The organism is Streptomyces sp. NPDC034086 (genome assembly GCF_055575515.1).
On sequence record NZ_JBVISM010000004.1, the window covers coordinates 229,591 to 246,393 of the forward strand.

Annotated in this window: 9 protein-coding genes and 1 pseudogene; 5 read left to right on the top strand and 5 right to left on the bottom strand. The window is 73.5% G+C overall.

The window, feature by feature from the left end; all coding sequences use genetic code 11:
• Positions 1–37 precede the first annotated feature (37 nt).
• The 3 genes from ACZ514_RS13820 (at position 38) to ACZ514_RS13830 (ending at position 2,728) form a co-directional block, all read left to right on the top strand.
• Positions 38–883: a DUF4097 family beta strand repeat-containing protein gene (locus tag ACZ514_RS13820; protein ID WP_469124779.1), complete on the top strand. Its 846-nt coding sequence runs from the start codon at positions 38–40 to the stop codon at positions 881–883.
• A gap of 61 nt (positions 884–944) precedes the next feature.
• A complete protein-coding gene (locus ACZ514_RS13825) occupies positions 945–1,937 on the top strand; it encodes an ATP-binding cassette domain-containing protein (protein WP_469124780.1) in 993 nt (330 codons plus the stop codon).
• Positions 1,934–2,728: an ABC transporter permease gene (locus ACZ514_RS13830; protein ID WP_469124781.1), complete on the top strand. Its 795-nt coding sequence runs from the start codon at positions 1,934–1,936 to the stop codon at positions 2,726–2,728. The genes ACZ514_RS13825 and ACZ514_RS13830 overlap by 4 nt, the downstream gene beginning before the upstream one ends.
• Positions 2,729–2,813: 85 nt before the next feature.
• Here the strand turns inward: ACZ514_RS13830 and ACZ514_RS13835 are convergent, their stop codons facing one another.
• From ACZ514_RS13835 to ACZ514_RS13850, 4 genes are read right to left on the bottom strand one after another with little or no spacing between them, the layout of a single operon-like run.
• Positions 2,814–4,058 (bottom strand): TIGR02679 family protein, encoded by a 1,245-nt coding sequence (locus ACZ514_RS13835; RefSeq protein ID WP_469124782.1) that lies wholly within the window; start codon positions 4,056–4,058, stop codon positions 2,814–2,816.
• Positions 4,049–8,170 (bottom strand): TIGR02680 family protein, encoded by a 4,122-nt coding sequence (locus ACZ514_RS13840; protein ID WP_469124783.1) that lies wholly within the window; start codon positions 8,168–8,170, stop codon positions 4,049–4,051. Before ACZ514_RS13840 ends, ACZ514_RS13835 begins: the two co-directional genes overlap by 10 nt.
• Positions 8,167–9,402 (bottom strand): TIGR02678 family protein, encoded by a 1,236-nt coding sequence (locus ACZ514_RS13845; RefSeq protein ID WP_469124784.1) that lies wholly within the window; start codon positions 9,400–9,402, stop codon positions 8,167–8,169. The genes ACZ514_RS13840 and ACZ514_RS13845 overlap by 4 nt, the downstream gene beginning before the upstream one ends.
• Positions 9,399–10,961 carry a TIGR02677 family protein gene (locus tag ACZ514_RS13850; RefSeq protein ID WP_468170956.1) on the bottom strand — a complete coding sequence of 521 codons (1,563 nt, stop codon included), beginning with the start codon at positions 10,959–10,961 and terminating at the stop codon, positions 9,399–9,401. Before ACZ514_RS13850 ends, ACZ514_RS13845 begins: the two co-directional genes overlap by 4 nt.
• Positions 10,962–11,320: 359 nt before the next feature.
• Here ACZ514_RS13850 and ACZ514_RS13855 point away from each other — a divergent pair, with 359 nt between their 5' ends.
• The gene (locus ACZ514_RS13855) at positions 11,321–11,746 is read left to right on the top strand and encodes an effector-associated constant component EACC1 (RefSeq protein ID WP_469124785.1); all 426 of its coding nucleotides are present in this window, start codon (positions 11,321–11,323) and stop codon (positions 11,744–11,746) included.
• A complete protein-coding gene (locus ACZ514_RS13860; protein ID WP_469124786.1) occupies positions 11,743–15,636 on the top strand; it encodes a caspase, EACC1-associated type in 3,894 nt (1,297 codons plus the stop codon). Before ACZ514_RS13855 ends, ACZ514_RS13860 begins: the two co-directional genes overlap by 4 nt.
• 34 nt (positions 15,637–15,670) lie before the next feature.
• Here ACZ514_RS13860 and ACZ514_RS13865 read toward each other — a convergent pair.
• Positions 15,671–16,646: pseudogene (locus ACZ514_RS13865) on the bottom strand (beta family protein).
• Positions 16,647–16,803: the final 157 nt, after the last annotated feature.

The following is a 16,803-nucleotide window of genomic DNA, read 5'->3' on the forward strand; positions in this document are numbered from 1 at the left end:
CGGGGACGACCCGAAGAGCCAAGAGGACGGGACAGCCATGCCTTCTTTCGACACTCCCGAACCGATCTCGGTCACCGCACGCGTGGAGGCCGGTTCCCTCCAGTTCACCGCGGGCGACGGCCACCCCGTCACCGTCGTCGACGTACGGCCCCGCGACCCGAAGAAGGACCTGGACGTGCGGACGGCCGCCCAGACCGAGGTCACGTACACCGGCGGCGCGCTGACCGTCAGGACACCCAAGTCGAACATGTTCGGCCGCACCGGCATCGTCGACGTGACGGTCGCGCTGCCCACGGGCTCGGACGTCGACATGACCGGCGCCTGGACCCAGGTGCTCGGCGAAGGCCGGCTCGGCGAGGTCCGCGTGAAGACCTCGTCCGGCGACGTCCGCCTCGACGCGACCGGCCCGCTCCACCTGACCGCGTCGCACGGCTCGATCACCGTGGAGCGGGTCGAGGGCGCGGCCGAGATCACCACCAGCTCCGGCAGTCTGCGCGTCGGCCTGCTCGACGGCCCCGCGGTCCTGAAGAACTCGCACGGCACCACGACCGTCGGCGCCGCGACCGGGGAGCTGCGGGTGAGCGGCGCGAACGGTGACATCGTGATCCAGCGCGCCGAGGACTCGGTCACCGCGACCACCGCCCACGGCGCCCTGCGCGTGGGCGAAGTCGCCCGTGGCACCGTCCAGCTGGAGACCTCGTACGGGTCCGTCGAGGTCGGCGTCCGCGAGGGCACGGCGGCCTGGCTCGACATCAACGCGGGCCTCGGCCAGGTGCGGAACGCGCTCACCGCGTCGCAGGGCCCGGGAGAGGCCGAGGACACCGTGAAGGTCCTCGTCCGCACCCGGCACGGCAACGTCGACATCGTGCGCGCCCGCGGCTGAACACCGCCCCGAAGCCCGTCACTCCAGCCTCCGAAAGGGAGGACACATGCCCACTTCTGTCATGCACACGCCCACTGACCACCACGGCCAGGAGCCGCCCGCCGCCGTCTCCGCCTCGGGCCTGCGCAAGTCCTACGGCGACACACTCGTCCTCGACGGGATCGACCTCCACATCCCGGCCGGCACCGTCTTCGCGCTGCTCGGCCCGAACGGCGCCGGCAAGACCACGGCCGTCAAGATCCTCTCCACCCTGGTCTCCCCCGGCGCCGGCTCCGGCGACATCCGCGTCGCCGGCCACGACCTGGCCACCGACCCGCAGGCGGTACGCGCGGCGATCGGCGTCACCGGGCAGTTCTCCGCCGTCGACGGGCTGATCACCGGCGAGGAGAACATGCTCCTCATGGCGGACCTGCACCACCTCTCCCACGGCGAGGGCAAGCGCCTCGCCGCCGAGCTGCTGGAGCGCTTCGACCTCACCGACGCCGCCAGGAAACCCGCCTCCACCTACTCCGGCGGTATGAAGCGCCGCCTGGACATCGCCATGACACTGGTCGGCGGACCCCGGATCATCTTCCTCGACGAGCCGACCACCGGCCTCGACCCGCGCTCCCGCCACACCATGTGGGGCATCATCCGCGAACTCGTCAACGGCGGCGTCACCGTCTTCCTCACCACGCAGTACCTGGAAGAGGCGGACGAACTCGCCGACCGCATCGCGGTCCTCCACGACGGGAAGATCGCCGCCGAGGGCACCGCCGAGGAGCTCAAGCGCCTCGTCCCCGGCGGCCACGTCCGCCTGCGCTTCACCGACCCGGCCGCCTACCGCTCCGCCGCCCTCGCCCTGCACGGAGCCACCCGCGACGACGAGTCCCTCGCCCTGCAGATCCCCCACGGCGGCAGTCAGCGCGAGCTGCGCTCCCTCCTCGACTGGCTCGACGCGGCCGGCATCGAGGCCGACGAACTGACCGTGCACACCCCCGACCTCGACGACGTGTTCTTCGCCCTGACCGGCGGCACCCGCGTCCCCGACCAGCCGAAGGAATCCGGCCGATGAGCACCCTCTCCCTCGCCGTGCGCGACTCGTCCACGATGCTGCGCCGCAACCTCCTGCACGCACGGCGCTACCCGTCCCTGACGCTGAACCTGCTGCTCACACCGGTCATGCTGCTCCTGCTCTTCGTCTACGTCTTCGGCGACGTCATGAGCGCGGGCATCGGCGGCGGCGGCGGCGCGGACCGCGCCGCGTACATCGCGTACCTCGTCCCCGGCATCCTGCTGATGACCATCGGCGGCACCGTGGTGGGAACCGCCGTGTCCGTCTCCAACGACATGACCGAGGGCATCATCGCCCGCTTCCGCACCATGGCGATCCACCGCGGCTCCGTGCTCGTCGGACACGTCGTCGGCAGCGTGCTGCAAGCGCTCACGAGCGTGGTCCTCGTCGGTGCCGTCGCCGCGGCCATCGGCTTCCGGTCCACCGACGCCACCGCCCTGGAGTGGCTCGCGGCGTTCGGACTGCTCGCCGCCTTCGCCCTGGCACTCACCTGGATCGCGGTCGGCATGGGCCTGATCAGCCCGAACGCCGAGGCCGCCAGCAACAACGCCCTGCCGATGATCCTCCTGCCCCTCCTGTCCAGCGCCTTCGTCCCGGTCGACGCCATGCCGGGCTGGTTCCAGCCGGTCGCCCAGTACCAGCCGTTCACCCCGGCCATCGAAACCCTGCGCGGCCTGCTGCTCGGCAGCGAGATCGGCGACAACGGCTGGCTCGCCCTGGCCTGGTGCCTGGCCCTCACCGCGCTCGGCTACCGCTGGTCGACGTCGAAGTTCAACGCCGACCCGAAGTAACCCCGACCCGGCCCACCCCCGAGGCGGCGCACCCCGGCCCCAGGCCGGCGTCCGCCGCCCATCGGCGTTCTCGGCCCCACTGCCCTCACGCCAGGTCGGAGAGCAGCACGTCGAGTACCGTCTCCTCCTCCACGCGGACCCCCAGCTCCACGAGGGCGTCCTTGAGAGCCGGTTCCCAGGGAGACTCGGCCGGCTGTCCGGCGAGTGGCGGCAGGCCGTCAGGACCCGCCGTCACTGCGCAGCGGTAGTCGGCTGCCGTGTAGCGCCACGGCCGCCACGGAACGCGGCGCAGCAGAGCCGAGGCGATGCGCAGGCCGCCCCAGTCGAAGTCTCCGTGGTAGTGGAGCACAGACCCGCCTTCGTGCAGGTGGCGGAGGAGGACGAGAGCGGCGGCGGACGGCTGCCCCTGGAGACACACCAGGGGCGGGCAGTGCGGGCCGTACGCATCAGCGGCCGCGGCGAGTACCGCCGGGTTCTCACACACCCGAACGGCCGGGGCGGCCGGGGCGGGCGGCCTGCGGATCAGCTGGCGCAGGGTCAGCACGGACGGCTCGCCCGCGTCGGCCATCCAGTCCAGCGCGGGCGTGCCCCTCAGGTTCAGGGTGAGAACCGTCGAGGACAACTCGTCACGCAGGAGACCCGCCGACGCCCACGCCTCCCGACGCCATGCGGCACCCGTCCCGTCGGGAAATCCCGTCAGCGCCCGGATGCCCGACAGGGTGATCGTCGCCAACGGTGTGCCGTCGTCGAGGGCGTGGGCACTGCCCAGCCGCCGGGCCGCGAAGGCGGGGAGCGACACGGGCGGGTCGACGGGAAGGGAACCGAGGGCGACGGCGGCCTGGCCGAGGAGGGCACGCGCGGCGCCGGGAGTTCCGGCGAGGCGCCGGACGAGACCGTCGCCCCGGAGCCGGGCCACCCAGGCGGCGAGCGCCGGAACCGGGTCCGCGAGGGCGTCGACCGGCGCGTACGCCTCCTGCCAGGCCCGTTCCTCCGCGGCACGAGCCGGACCGAGGATGACGACCGGCCCGGTGAGGGCCACCACCGCCGGGGCCAGGCCGCCGGGGCTGATGCCGCTGCGGCGCAGGACGGCGTCCACCTCGTCGAGCCGGACGCTCAGGGAGCGCCCGCTGCCGGGAGAGCGGCCGAGGAACCGCTCGGCCGACGCCCTCTGGGACGCAGTGGGCGCGCTGAGTGACACCGGACCCGTGAGCGGCTGTTCACGCTCCAGGCGACGGCGCGCACGGTCGACCAGCCATGACAGGCCGGGGTCTCCCAGCAGGCGGTGCAGCCTGGCGTGGTCGACGGGTTCCGCGGCAGGCGTCAGTTCCACAGCGGCTCCGGTCCGGCCGCTACCGCCGCCGCGTCCACGAGATCCGGCGGTCGCACCGGGTCCTCGCGGCGGAGCCGCCGTGTGCCGTCCCATTCCCAGCGGGTGACGAGTACGGCCGCCACCTCGTCGATCCGTGACAGCTGGGCGATGGCGATGCCGGGGACTTGGGGATAGCAGGCCCATTCCCGCTCGCTGGTCATGACGACGTCCAGGTCGAAGGCCTGGAGGAGACCCAGGCACTTGGCCCGCGAGTCGTCGTCGACGCCCGCGAACGCCTCGTCGAGGGTGACCAGGCGGGGCGCGTACGGACTGCCCGCGCTCGCGTAGTGCGAGGAGGCCGCGGCGAACAGGGGCACGGACACGGCGAGGACCCGCTCGCCGCCCGAGGCCGGGCCGGTGGCCGGGACCCAGCGGCCGTGCTGGTGCCGCTCCACCCCGAATTCGTGCCAGGACCGGTAGTCGAGCGCGGCCGTGAGGTATTCGAGCCAGCTGCCGGAGGTGTCGTCGGTCTGCTGCCGGGCGATCTGGGCCTGCAGGAACTCGCCGACGACGGCCCGGTCCTGCGCCGTCCAGGCATCGGCGGACTGGCGCAGGCGCTCCCGTGCCTGGGCGAGTCCGGAAGGGGCCTTGCGGGAGGCCCGCCAGACGAGCCGCAGTTTCATGCCCGTGGAGGTGGGGCGGTCCTCCAGCTCGGCGTTCATGTCACGCACCTGACGCTCGGCGGCCCCGATGAGCTCCTGGAGGGTGCCCGCTACCTCGGTGATCAGGTGGGTTTCGAGGATTTCCCGTTCGTGGGCGGACAGGATGCGGGTCAGCTCACCGACTTCGGCGGTGAGCGCCTCGGCGAGTTCGGGGACGGCCCGTTCGCGGCCCTGGTAGACGATGTCGACGACCATGCCGTCCTCCACCATGCGGGCGGAGGCGCTGTGACCGTGCCGGGACAGGGTGTCCTGGAGGGTCTTGAGTTCCTCGCTCAGACGGCGCTGTACGCGTTCCCAGGCACCGTCCGAGTCATCGACCGACGACAGTCCCGCTTCGATGGCACGGGCGAGCGCGATGGCGGGGGTTGCCGCCCAGGGGCCGTCGCCGGCGCCGGGCACCTGGAGGTCCGGCAGGGCGACCGTGATCAGTCCGGTGGTGGTGAACCGTTGCAGCCCCGCGATGGCTTCCGCGCGGGTCCGCGCCGCTTCCGCGAGGTTCTCCCCGAGCCGCTCGATGTGGCCTTCGGCCTTGCTCGCCTCCCGGTCGGCCTCGGCATGGCGCTGCCGGGTGGCCTTCTCGTCGGCCTCGCAGGCGCGCAGGGCTTCGGCCGTTTCGGTGAGCCGCCGCTGGAGTTCGGCTACGGCCGCGCCGACCGTGGAGCGCAGAGTGGTGTGCCGCTCGTCCGCCGCTGCCGCCTCCCGCCCGGCCTCCTCCGCCCTCAGGGCGAGTTCGGCGGTCCGCTCGCCCGCCCGTACGGTCTCGGCGCGTTCCTCCTCGACCTGGCGGGCCGCCTCCGCGCGTTCGCGCAGGGCCGGCCAGAGGGCGGCCAGGGCCACGGCGAGGGAACCGTGCGCCCGGCGTACGGCGGCCAGGCCTTCCCGGTCGGCGGGCAGGCCCAGTTCGGCCGTCGTCCCGGCGAGGTCGGCGACGGCCCGCTCCGCTCGCCCGGCCGCCTCGGTGAGGTCGGCGGCGCGTTCCTCGCGCCGCAGCCGGGTCCTGCGCACCGCCTCGGCGGCGGCGGTCACCTGGGCGTGCGCCCGGGTGAGGGCGCTCTCGTCGGGTACCGCTGCCAGCTCACCGTCGAGAGTACGGCGACGCCCGGCCACCTCCTCCGCCTCCACCAGGGCGGCTTCCAACGCCTCCTGGACCAGGGCGAGTTCCGCGCTCAGGGCCGCGATACGGGCCCGCCGGGCCGCCTCCCGGGCGCCCTCGCCGACGTATTCGGCGGCGGGCTTGGCCCAGCGGCCGGTGAGCGCACCGACCCGGAACCGCCCGTCGGTCGCCGCCCAGGTGGCGGCTCCGCTGTCCCCTCCCGCACCGATGGCGGCGAGCAGCCGCACCACCGTGTCCTCGCCCACCGCCGAAGCCCGCACGTCGCCGCCGTCCACGGCCGGGCGCAGCAGCCCGCCGAGCGAGGGCCCGGCCACCGGCCCGGTGGCCGGAGAGAGGAGTACGTCGTGACCGTCCGCGGCCAGGACCGAGCCGTCGGGCAGGATCCAGGCGTCGAGCAGCCCGGACGCTTCCAGCGCCGCCTCCAGCCCGGCGCGCTCCCGGTCCGGGAGGCCGCCGACGAAGTCCACCAGCCGCCACAGCGGGGCGCCCGGAAGCTGCTCGCGCAGGCCCGGTGTGCGGGTGGGCGGGGGCTCGGGGGCGCGTCGGCCGCCTGCCTCCAGCGCGGTCAGCTCCGCGCGGACCCGGCCGGCGCGCTCCGTCAGCTCCGATGTCCGGCGTGCTGCTCCGGCAGCCTGGTCGGCCAGCCGTACCGAGGCCGCGCTGTGGGCGCGCGCCGCGTGTACACGGGCCGGGTAGGGCCCGTCGAGGTGCCGCGTCCATTCCTGGAGCTCGTCGAGCAGGCCGGCCGGGTCGGGACAGGCCAGTTCGGTCCAGGTGCGCGCGTGTTCCCGTACGTCGTCCAGCAGGGCCCGCCCGGCGCGGGCCGCGGCCTCCTCCGCCTGGCCGAGTGCCGCTGTCGTCTGGTCCAGGTCGGTGTCCGCCTCGTCGAGCCGGACGGAAGCCCGGCGCCGTCCCTCGACCGCGTGATCGGCCTCCGCCAAGAGGCCCTCCGCATGGGCGAGCACGCGCTGGCCGCGGTCCATCGACTCCTCGGCGGCGCGCCGCAGCTCGGGCTCGGGAAGCCGGTCGTCCGCGGGCAGCTCGATCCGTGCCGCCCTGGCCGCCTCCTGCGCCTGGTGGAGGGTCTCCTCGGCCCGCCGGCCGGCAGCGTGCAGCCGGTTCTCGGCCGCGCCGAGCCGCCCGAGCGCCCGGGTGTGCAGGCCTGCGGCCTGATCCCGGTCATCGCGGGCCCTGACCAGGGCGTGGGCGGTCCGCTCGACCGCTGTCGCCGCCTGTTCCAGCTCCCGGGCGTTGCGCATCTCGGGTCCCTCGCGCAGGGCGCTGTCCTGGGCCCGCAGGCGCGCTCGGGTCTCCTCCAGAGCGGCGATCCGCTGCTCGGCCTCCGCCCGCTCCCCCTCGGCCCGGGCCTGCTGGGCCTGCGCGTCGGCGAGGTCCCGCTGGAGGTGCTCGTAGCGGGAGTGCTCACCGCGCGGCAGGCGGGCGCGCCGGCGGGTGGCGATACGGGCGTAGCGCCGGTAGTGCTCCAGGAAGGCGGAGGCGGCCCGTTCGGCGGCGGACGCCGCGGCCAGTTCCTCCTTCTCCTCGTCCAGGGAGCGGAAGGCCTCGGCCACGTCGGCGATGACCGCCTGGTCCATCGGCGGCAGGGCCTCGGTGAGGGCGCGGGAGAGCGCGGCCTCGTTGGGGCGCTTGGACAGCTGGGGCTGGCGGAGCTGGATGAGCAGGTCGACCAGGGCTCCGTAACGCTGCTCGCCCAGTGAGAAGAGGGCCTCGTCGACGGCCCTGCGGTAGGTCTTGGCCTGGTCGTACACCATGCCGTGCCCGGCGACGGCCTCCGCGAGCCGGTCCCGGGACAGAGCGGTGCCCGTGGCGTCGAGCAGGCTGAGGGACCCCTCGGCGGATGCCTCCGGTCCGTGGTCGACACGCTGACGGGTGAGCGCGTACCAGTGCCGGGCGATGCCCCGCCCGCTGACGGCCTTGAGCCCGCACAGCAGCGTGCGGAAGTGGTGCTCACCGCCGGCCTCGTCGACCCTGCCGAACTCGATCCAGGTGTAGCCGAGCCGCTCGGAGTGCGGGTGCTCGCCGCCGAGGAGGAGGTTCCACTCCATCCTCTTGCCCGGGTCGCCGTCGGGTTCCACGCGGCGGGAGCCGAGGTCCCCGTCGAGGAGGAACGGCAGGGTCAGGGCGAGCACCTTGGACTTGCCGGTGCCGTTGTTCCCGCGCAGGAGCAGGCGCCCGTCCCGGAAGTGGAATTCCTCCACGTCGTAGTGGAAGAGGTCGACGAGTCCGATGCGCAGGGGCTGCCAGCGGGAGCGCAGCGGGTCGGGGAGGCGGGTCACGGCGTGCGGGCCTTTCGCTGCGCGGGCATGCGTGCGGTGCCCGGTTCGAGGAGTACGGTCGCGCCGACCGCGTACCGGGCCAGGGCGGGACGCGGCGCCACGCCGTGGGCGGTGCGGGAGACCAGGCCGAGGGCGGCGAGCCGGGCGACGGCCTGCTCGACGAGTTCGGCTTCCATGCCCGGCTCCCGCGCGGACTTGGCCCAGAACCCGCCGTGTTCGGCGGCGAGTTCCCGGACCCGGAGCGCCAGCCGGCCGACGGCGACCGGGCCTTCCGACGCGGCCAGGTACTCGGCCAGCAGCAGCGTGACGTGGCCGTGGGTTCCCTGCTCGGGCATCCGGACATCGGTGAGGTCGTCGTCCGGGTCCACCATGGCGATGCCCTCGGCCCGTACCTCGGGGACGAGCCCGGTCAGCTCCGTGATGCGGGAGGTGAGGAAGCCCCGCTGCCGGGTGAGGTACCCGAGTTCGGCATCGCTCAGATCGTCGTAATAGAGCACCGGATCGTCCAGCAGTCTGCGCGTCAGCGAGCGCCGCATCGCGCGGAAGCGCAGTTCGTCGCTGTCCAGGGCCGTCTCCGCGACGAGTTCGGCCAGCCGGTCCTCGAGGGTCTCGGCGTGCACGGTGGAGGGGCCGCGGCGGGCCGCGAGCAGGCCCGCCAGCACCCTGCGTTCCACGTCGTAGAGAACATCGCCGGCTCCGCTGACGTAGGCCTCCTCGTCACCGGCGACGCGCCGCAGGACTCCGAGGCCGAGCAGGAGCCGTACGACGGCGGCGAGGTCGAGGCGCTCGTCGCGGCGGTCCAGGGTGAACTGGATGCCCGCCCGGGCGAGGTGGGGGTCGGCGGCGTCGAGGACGACCTGGTCGGCGAGGCGGCCGAGGGCGATCTGCCCCTCGCCGCGTTCGAGGGCGGCCAGCGCCAGGCACAGCAGTACGTAGCGGCGGCGGGTGAAGGGGGCGGCGGCGCGGCTGGCCTCACGCGCGGGGTGGGTGGGGTCGGTGAGGACGCCGGGGATCTTGCGCAGACGGGCGGCCTCGGCGTCCGTGTGGAGGGCCCAGCCGGTGTTGCGGTCGAACCATTCGCGGAGCTCGGAGGCGTGCCGCCGGACGAGGCGGAACTCGTCGGCGTACCGGCCCCGGGCGAGCAGGAGGGGCTGCTTGAGCAGGGCGCGGGCCGCCTTGCGGAGGTCGGCGGCGTGCTGTCCGTCGAGCACCTCTGCGAGCGGAGTGCTCATCGGTCGCCGTCTCCATCCGTCAGGTCGAGGATTTCGATGAGGTGGTCGGGCCCGCGGAAGACGCCCTCAGGGGTCCGTATCTCCGCGGTTCCGCCGTCGGCGAGCGCGCTGAGCCGGATCTCCATGGAGCCGTCGTTGCTGGTCGCCACGGTGTGCCGCATGCCCGGCCGCCAGGTGGCCAGCGCGTCGCCCAGCAGCTGGAGGAAGAGCCCGAAGGACACGGGATCGAGTTCGCCGAGCCCCGAGAGCCGGGTGATCCCGCCGGTGACGAGCCGGGCGCGGGCCGCCGCGGTCTCAGCAGCCTGCTTGGCGGCCACCTCCGCGAGCCTGCGGCGCTGCTCCACCCGGTCCTCGACCTTGCGGGGCTTGCCACGCCGCTCGTAACTGCCCGTACGGCGCAGCTGGGGGCTGATCCGCAACGGCTCGGCCGCCGACCAGGGCGTCGTGGCGGGTACCGGACGGGCCGTACGGGCGGCCAGGGTCTCGGCGTCGACGGTGAGGTGCCGCGCGGGATAGAGCCCGAAGGCGGTGCGCCACAGACGGTGCCGGGAGTCGTCGTCGGGGGCCTCGGCGAACCAGCGGGCGAGGGTACGGAAGTCGGCGGACCGGTCGGAGCGCCCGGCCCTGCGCTCGTTCAGCGACCGTACGACGGCCAGGAGCTGCGGAATCGCGCCGAGGGCCCGCCCGCGCAGCAGCCGGGCCTGCGACTCCCGGCCCTCGCGGCTGATGAACCACGCGGCGAGCCCGGACCACCGCCCCGCCCACCGCTCGTACGCCTCCCGCTCCGCCCGCCCCGCCTCCTCCGGCGCCGCGTCGGCGGCCTCACGCCGTGCGGCAGCCCGCAGCAGCGGCGCGATGCCGCCGCCCTCTTCCAGTTCCAGGATGATCCGGGCGATGCGCCCGCCGAGGGTGATCAGATCCTGGATGAACCTCTCCAGGTACTGGATGAGCCGGTCCTTGTAGGCGAGGAACACCTCTTCCTCCACGTCGTGGAGGTCGATGGTCCGTTGCAGGGACCCCATGAAGGCGCGGGCGTTGTCGGCGAGAGCGGTGAACCGGCTCGCCAGCGTGTCAAGCGCCAGGTGGGTCTTGGCCTGATCCGGCTGTTCCTCGGCTGCCAGCACGAGCAGGGCCCGCAGCTGGGTGACGATGTCGTGCAGGGCGACGGCCTGCAGGGCGCCGCGCCGCCCGAGCGCTTCGTCGTACACGCCGAGGGCTTCCTCGGCGGCCTCTCCGGCGCGGGTGAGCTGGTAGATGAACCGCTTCCGGTAGAAGTCCTCGACGGCGGTGACCCGCGCGGTATCGGGATCGGCGCGCAGGTTCCCCCAGCCGACGAGACTGTCCAGCGCCTTCACCACGGCGTCCAGACCGGCGGGCCGCACCTCGCCCGGCAGGGCGGCGTGCACGTCCTCGGGCCGCAGGTGCACCGCGAACCGCTCCTTGGCCGTGACGAACACCCGCATCACATGACGGTAGAGAGCCGTGTTCTGGACGGTGAGATGGGCGAACGGCCCGTACCCGTCCGGTCGAGGCTCCGGGGTGCTGGTGGTGGCAGTCATCGCCGGCCATTCTCGCGCATCAGCCGTGATCGCAGACAGTGACGAAGGCACTCGGCTGAAAACGGACGCCGGACGGCTCGGAGCGATCACCGCCATGGCCCCTGAAACCTCTGCCGGACTCCGAGAGGGCGCAGGAAGCGGCTGGACTCTGCCGCGCGGCACGCCGCCGGAACTCGAGGGAGCCGGCAGCGGACAGCGCACGTGGGGGTACACCTAGGGGACCGGATGGCCGGAGCTGGCGGATTCAGGCCAATGACCTGCCATTTTCCGGAAAGCGGCACGTTCGTTGCCGGGGGACTTCGGTACGCTCGCCCGTCCGCGTGTCAGCCGCACGGGGAAGACGTAGGGGGACGAAGAACGTGAGCACCACCACTGGACCGGCCGCCGCCGGCCATCGCATCGCCATCGTCGACGAGGACCCGCTGCGCGCCCGGCGCGAAGCGCGCGAGCTGCTCGCCGCCCTCGCCGGTGCCGATCCGCGGGCCGCCCTCGATACCCCCCGCCCTCGGCCCGAGGACGAGTCCGACAAGGGCGGATCCGTCACCGACCTGGTCGGGCTGGTCTTCAGCGGGGGCTCCCTCGTCGCGGCGAGCATCCAGGTCTGGCTGGCCCGCGTACCCCAGCGGACCATCGTCATCACCCGGGCGGACGGGGCGACGCTGAGCGTGTCCGGCAAGGAGGCCCGGGCCGACAGCGAGCTGATCGAGAGGTTCCTCGCCAACGGTGCGTCAGATACCCGTGACGAGGACGCGGACGGTGGCGAGGCGGGGCCGGGCGCGCGGTGAGCGACAACGACCGGTACGCCATGCTCATCGGCGTATCCACGTACGACAACGAGCACTACCACGACCTGCCTCCCGTCCGGGCCGACCTGCACTACATGCGGGCGGTGCTGGAGAGCACCGAGATCGGCGTGTACAACGACTGCGCGATGGTCGCCGAGCCGACACGCGCCGAAATGCTGTACGCCGTCGAGCAGTTCCTGGAAGACCGGCAGTCCAGCGAGACGGCACTGCTCTACTTCAGCGGGCACGGCACGTTCTGCGAGGCGGACGGGCAGCTGTACTTCCTGACCCGGGACGCCGACCCGGCCGACCTGCCGGGCACCGCCGTACCGGCCGATTTCCTGGAGCGGATGCTCACGTCCTGTCGCGCCGCGTCCAAGCTGGTGCTCCTGGACTGCTGCTCCAGCGGGTCCGTCGTCCAGGGGTGGACGGCCAAGGGCGGCAGGGACACGGACACCGGCGATCGGCCCGCGCCCAGTACGCTGTTGCACCCGACCGGCGTGTACTTCATCACCGCCTCCGACGCTCTCCAGGCCGCGTCCGCCAAGGCGCCGGAAGGGTCTTCCCTCGGTACCTCCCGGTTCACCGGGGAGATCGTGGAAGGCCTGCGGAGCGGGCGGGTGAAGGAGGGCGGCTGGATCACCCCGGACGACCTCTTCGAGTACCTGACCGCGCAAATGGTGATCAAGGGCGTTCCCGAAGAACAGCGTCCGACCAAGTCCACGATCCGGGCAACCCGTTCACTGCCCTTCGCCCGCTCGGTCGCCCGTCCGGTCCGTCTTCCCGACGCGCCACGCGACGCGGACCGGGCGGCCGCCCGGTCCGAGGTCTCCCCCGCCCTCCTGAAGGCGCGGCAGCTGGTCGCCCAGGACGCCGGGGAGGGCGTCGACCCGCAGCGGCTCCTGCGGTACTACGCGCACTGCCTCGGCGCCCAGGCGGCGTCCGGCATGCTGCCCGACCGCGACAACGGCCGGGGTCGCGCGTACTTCCTGCTGGGTCAGGGCCCGGAGTCCATCCAGTCCGGGCTCGGGCACTCCCTCCCCGCCCCCGGACAGCTGCCCGAGCCGAAGGGCACGGCTGCGCAGGCCGACGGGGCCGGGCTCCAGGAGTACTGGTACGGGTATCCCGCGATCACCCTTCCCGAACGGGGCGGGGACGGCCGTCGGCGGGCGGCGGTGCGGATCGCGCCGTTGCTGGTCCAGCCGATGGAGCTGACCCCGGACGAGAACGGCCGCGGCCTGCTGCGTCCGAGTGGGGTCCCGTCCCTGCACACCGGCGTGATCACCGAGCTGCTGTCCGACGACGAGGCCGGCGAGCTGCTGGCCCGCTGGCAGCCCAGCTGGCAGGAGGGCAACGGCAGCCAGATGGTCAAAGCGGTACGGGAGCTCCGGACCGAGCTCGGCGTTCCGGAGCTGGAGCCCCTCGACCTGTCCTTGCTCAGCGAACGGTCCGTGATGGACTCGCTGCGGCCCGGCGCCCACAACGCCGCCGTGCTGCTCGCGCCTTCCGGCATGGAGCGGATCGCGACCGAGGGCCTGGTCGACAACCTGCTCGAGATGTCCACGCGTCCGGGACGGATGGCGGGTACCGCGCTGGAAGCCCTCCTGACCGGTGGCGGCGACCGTGGTGACGGGACGGGGCATGAGGGGCGGGACGTGACCGTGGTTTCCCCCGGCCCGTGCAACGAGAGTCAGGAGCAGGTGGTCTCCTCGGCGATGACCCGCCGGCTCACCGTCGCGACCGGACCGCCCGGTACCGGCAAGAGCGAGGTGGTCACGGCAGTGGTCGCGACCGCCGTCGCGGCCGGGCAGTCCGTACTGGTCGCGTCCACCAACAACGAGGCCGTCGACGTGGTGGCCGAGCGCTGCGACGAGATCTCACCCGGCCTGCTCATGCGCACCGGGAACGTGGAAGCCCGGGAACGGGAGGCCGAGAAGCTGGCCGGACTGCTGGCCCAGCCGCCAGCGGCTCCGGCCCGGGGTGCCGCGACCGTGGCCGGTGAACTGCGCAACCGTCACGCGCATGCGGCTGCGCTCCGGGCGGAGGCGGCAGGTCGGATCGGCGAGGAGGCGCGCCTGCTGGAGCTGGTCCGCGAGCGGGCTCGACGGGCGGACGGACTCGCGTTGCCCGTCCGGCTGCTGGAGGGCGCCTGGTCGACGGAGGACCCAGCTGCGCTCGGCCGCTGGGAGGAGCGCGCCCGGAGGGCCGCCGGAGCCGGACGGCTGACCTTCGGCAGATGGCGCCGCGGGCGGGCGCTCGCAGCCCTGGCGGGTTCGTCAGGCGGCGGCGCCGGGGCTTCGTGGCCGGCCTGGGCCTCTCAGCGCCCTGTCCCGCCCGAGCTGCTCCTCGGCCTCGCGGAGGCCGTGGCGGTGGAACGGGCCCTGCGGGAGCTCCTACCGGCACACGTGGCCTGGGACGAAGAGGCGCTGAAGCAGGCCCGGCTGAGCAGCGCCGCGGCGGCCGCCGCGGTCTCGGGGGAGCTGGCGCAGACCGTGGGGGCCGAGGGCATGATGCGCGGCCGGTCGTTGATGAACCAGCGGCTCCAGGCGCTGCGTCGGCGCTCAGGATTCCAGAAGAGCCAGCGCAATCTGATGGCACACCTGAAGGCGTGGGCCATCAGTACGCACTCGGTGCGCCAGCTCGAACTCGCCCCGAAGCTCTTCGACCTCGTGGTGATCGACGAGGCGAGCCAGTGCTCGATCCCCTCGGTACTACCGCTGCTCTTCCGGGCGAAGCGGGCCCTGATCATCGGCGACCCCATGCAGCTCGGGCACATTCCCGGGATCAGCCCGGAGCAGGAGCGGCAGGCCAGGGTGCGGGCCGGCCTGAACGCCGCACAGTTGGAGGACCACCGGCTGGCCTACCACGTGTACGCCTCGTACCACGCGGCGGCGCAGCACGGTGAGACGGCGCTGCTGCTCGACGAGCACTACCGGTGCCATCCGCAGATCGCGGACGTGGTCAACGGTTACTGCTACGCGGGCCAGTTGCAGGTCCTCACCGACGTCCGCAGGCAGGTCCCGCCGGTCGATCCGGCGGGGGCGGCCGATCCGCCGCCGGTGCTCGGCTGGGTGGACGTGCCGTACGGCGAGTCCGCGGCCGGCAGTGGCGGCCGGTCCTGGCGCAACCATGCCGAGGCGGACCAGGTGCGGCGGACGGTGGACGAGCTGCTGGCACGGCTGCCCGAAGACGCCACGGTCGGGGTGGTCACGCCCTTCCGGGCGCAGAAGGAGGCGCTGGCCAGGGTGTGGGCCGGTGACGACCGGGTCCGGGTCGGTACGGTGCACGCCTTCCAGGGCGGTCAGCGCGACGTCATGGTCCTGAGCCCGGTGGCCACGGACAATACGCCGCCGAAGACGACGCACTGGGTGGCGAGCCAGGTCAACCTCTGGAACGTCGCGGTCACCCGGGCCAAGTCACAGCTGATCACGGTGGGGAGCCATCGCTTCTGGCAGGGGCAGGCGGGGCTGCCCTCCCTGCTCGCGGAACGCTCGTCCGTGCTGCGCGCGGGGGCCCCCGCGGACCAGGACACGGTCGCCGGCCCCCCAGCGGCGACCGGATTCCGCGAGGAACTCGCCGACCGGCTCCAGGAGTACCTGGGTAGCCGTGGCATCACCGACCTGGAACGCGCGGCAGTGGTCGGCGGACACTCGGTGGACCTGCTGTTCACGGTGGACGGGGAGAACACGGCGGTGCTCATCGACACGGGCCCCCCGCCCGGGCAGGATCCCGCCCGCCATCTGCGGCTCGTCCAGGCGCGCGGTGACTTGCTCATAGGGCTGCCGTCCGGCGGCCGGGGGGCGAAACCCGCGCCCGTGGCCCGGACGGTGCGGCTGCCGGCCTGGCGGGTGCCGGCGGGGGAAGCGATGCTGGATCCGCTCTTCGCCTGACCGCTCCCGCACGGACGGGGGCCGCCAGACCGGGTCATGTACGCAGGCAGCGGACGACGTACGACATGTGCTGGACGTTTCCCACACGGAGCCAGACCGTCGCGTTGCCCGTCCCGGACGGACCCCGCCCGTCCCGGCAGTCCCGCAGCCAGCTCTCCCCCGCGCCGGCCGCCGCTCCCCGGAAGTCCGGCAGCTCGGTGAGCTGCCGGGCTGCCGCCCGGTTGACCGTGGTGCGATCCTCGCCGCGCGCGAGGACCTTGGCGAGAACGAACGACTCCTCGGTGGTGTAGCGGAGCGTTCCCCAGGGCGGGCCGCCACGACCGGCGGACGCCTCGCGGGCGAGGGCCCGGACGGGCTGGATGCCGTAGTCGGGGTTCGGCGCGCAGGCCGTGCTCCAGCTTCTCGGCGGTCACCTCGGGGAACGCGCCGCTGAGGACGGCGGCGGTGCGCCACGCGGCCAGCGGCATCAGGGCGTCGAGGGCGCGCAGGGCCTCCTTCGCGGCCTCAGCCCGGTCGGCGAGGACGGCGCCCAGGTCGAGCAGGAGGTCCATCTCGACGGCCGGATCCGCCTGTGCCAGAAGATCGCGTACGGCGATGGCGGCGGCGCCGTCCCACTCCCTGGGCACGGCAACCCGTATGCCGAGGCCGTTCCCGCTCGTCCGGGCCTGTGCCAGGGAAGCCACCTGGTGTGAGGCAGGGCGGTCGGGGCCGGTGACCGGACGCAACGGGCCCAGTCCACCCAGTTCCGCCAACACGTTGGCCAGTGCGGTGAGTTGTGCGGCGTCGGCGAACGGCGCGTCGAGCCAGGCAGGACGGTGGCGCTGCCTCCTGCTCACGGCGTGCGCGTCACGCCGTATCTGCACGCGGAGGGCGTCCGGCGGAAGGCCCGGTCGCGGAGGCAGGTTCCAGAGTGGCGTGACGCCCGACTGCACAGCCGGGTCCAAGTGCTGGTAGGCGGCCAGGGCGTGGGGTCTGGCCGCCAGGACGGGAACGTACAGCGGTCCGGACATGGCGGCTCCCCCTTGGCTCTGCCCGTGCCCTCTTCCCTCGCCCCAGGTTCTCCTGTTTCCGGAAACCCCGGAACAGTGCGGTTCAAGCCAATTGACCGAAAACTCTTGGACTGCTGGCCGCTCGGGCAGTCCGCCCCCAAGTCGGCCGTGCCCCTGA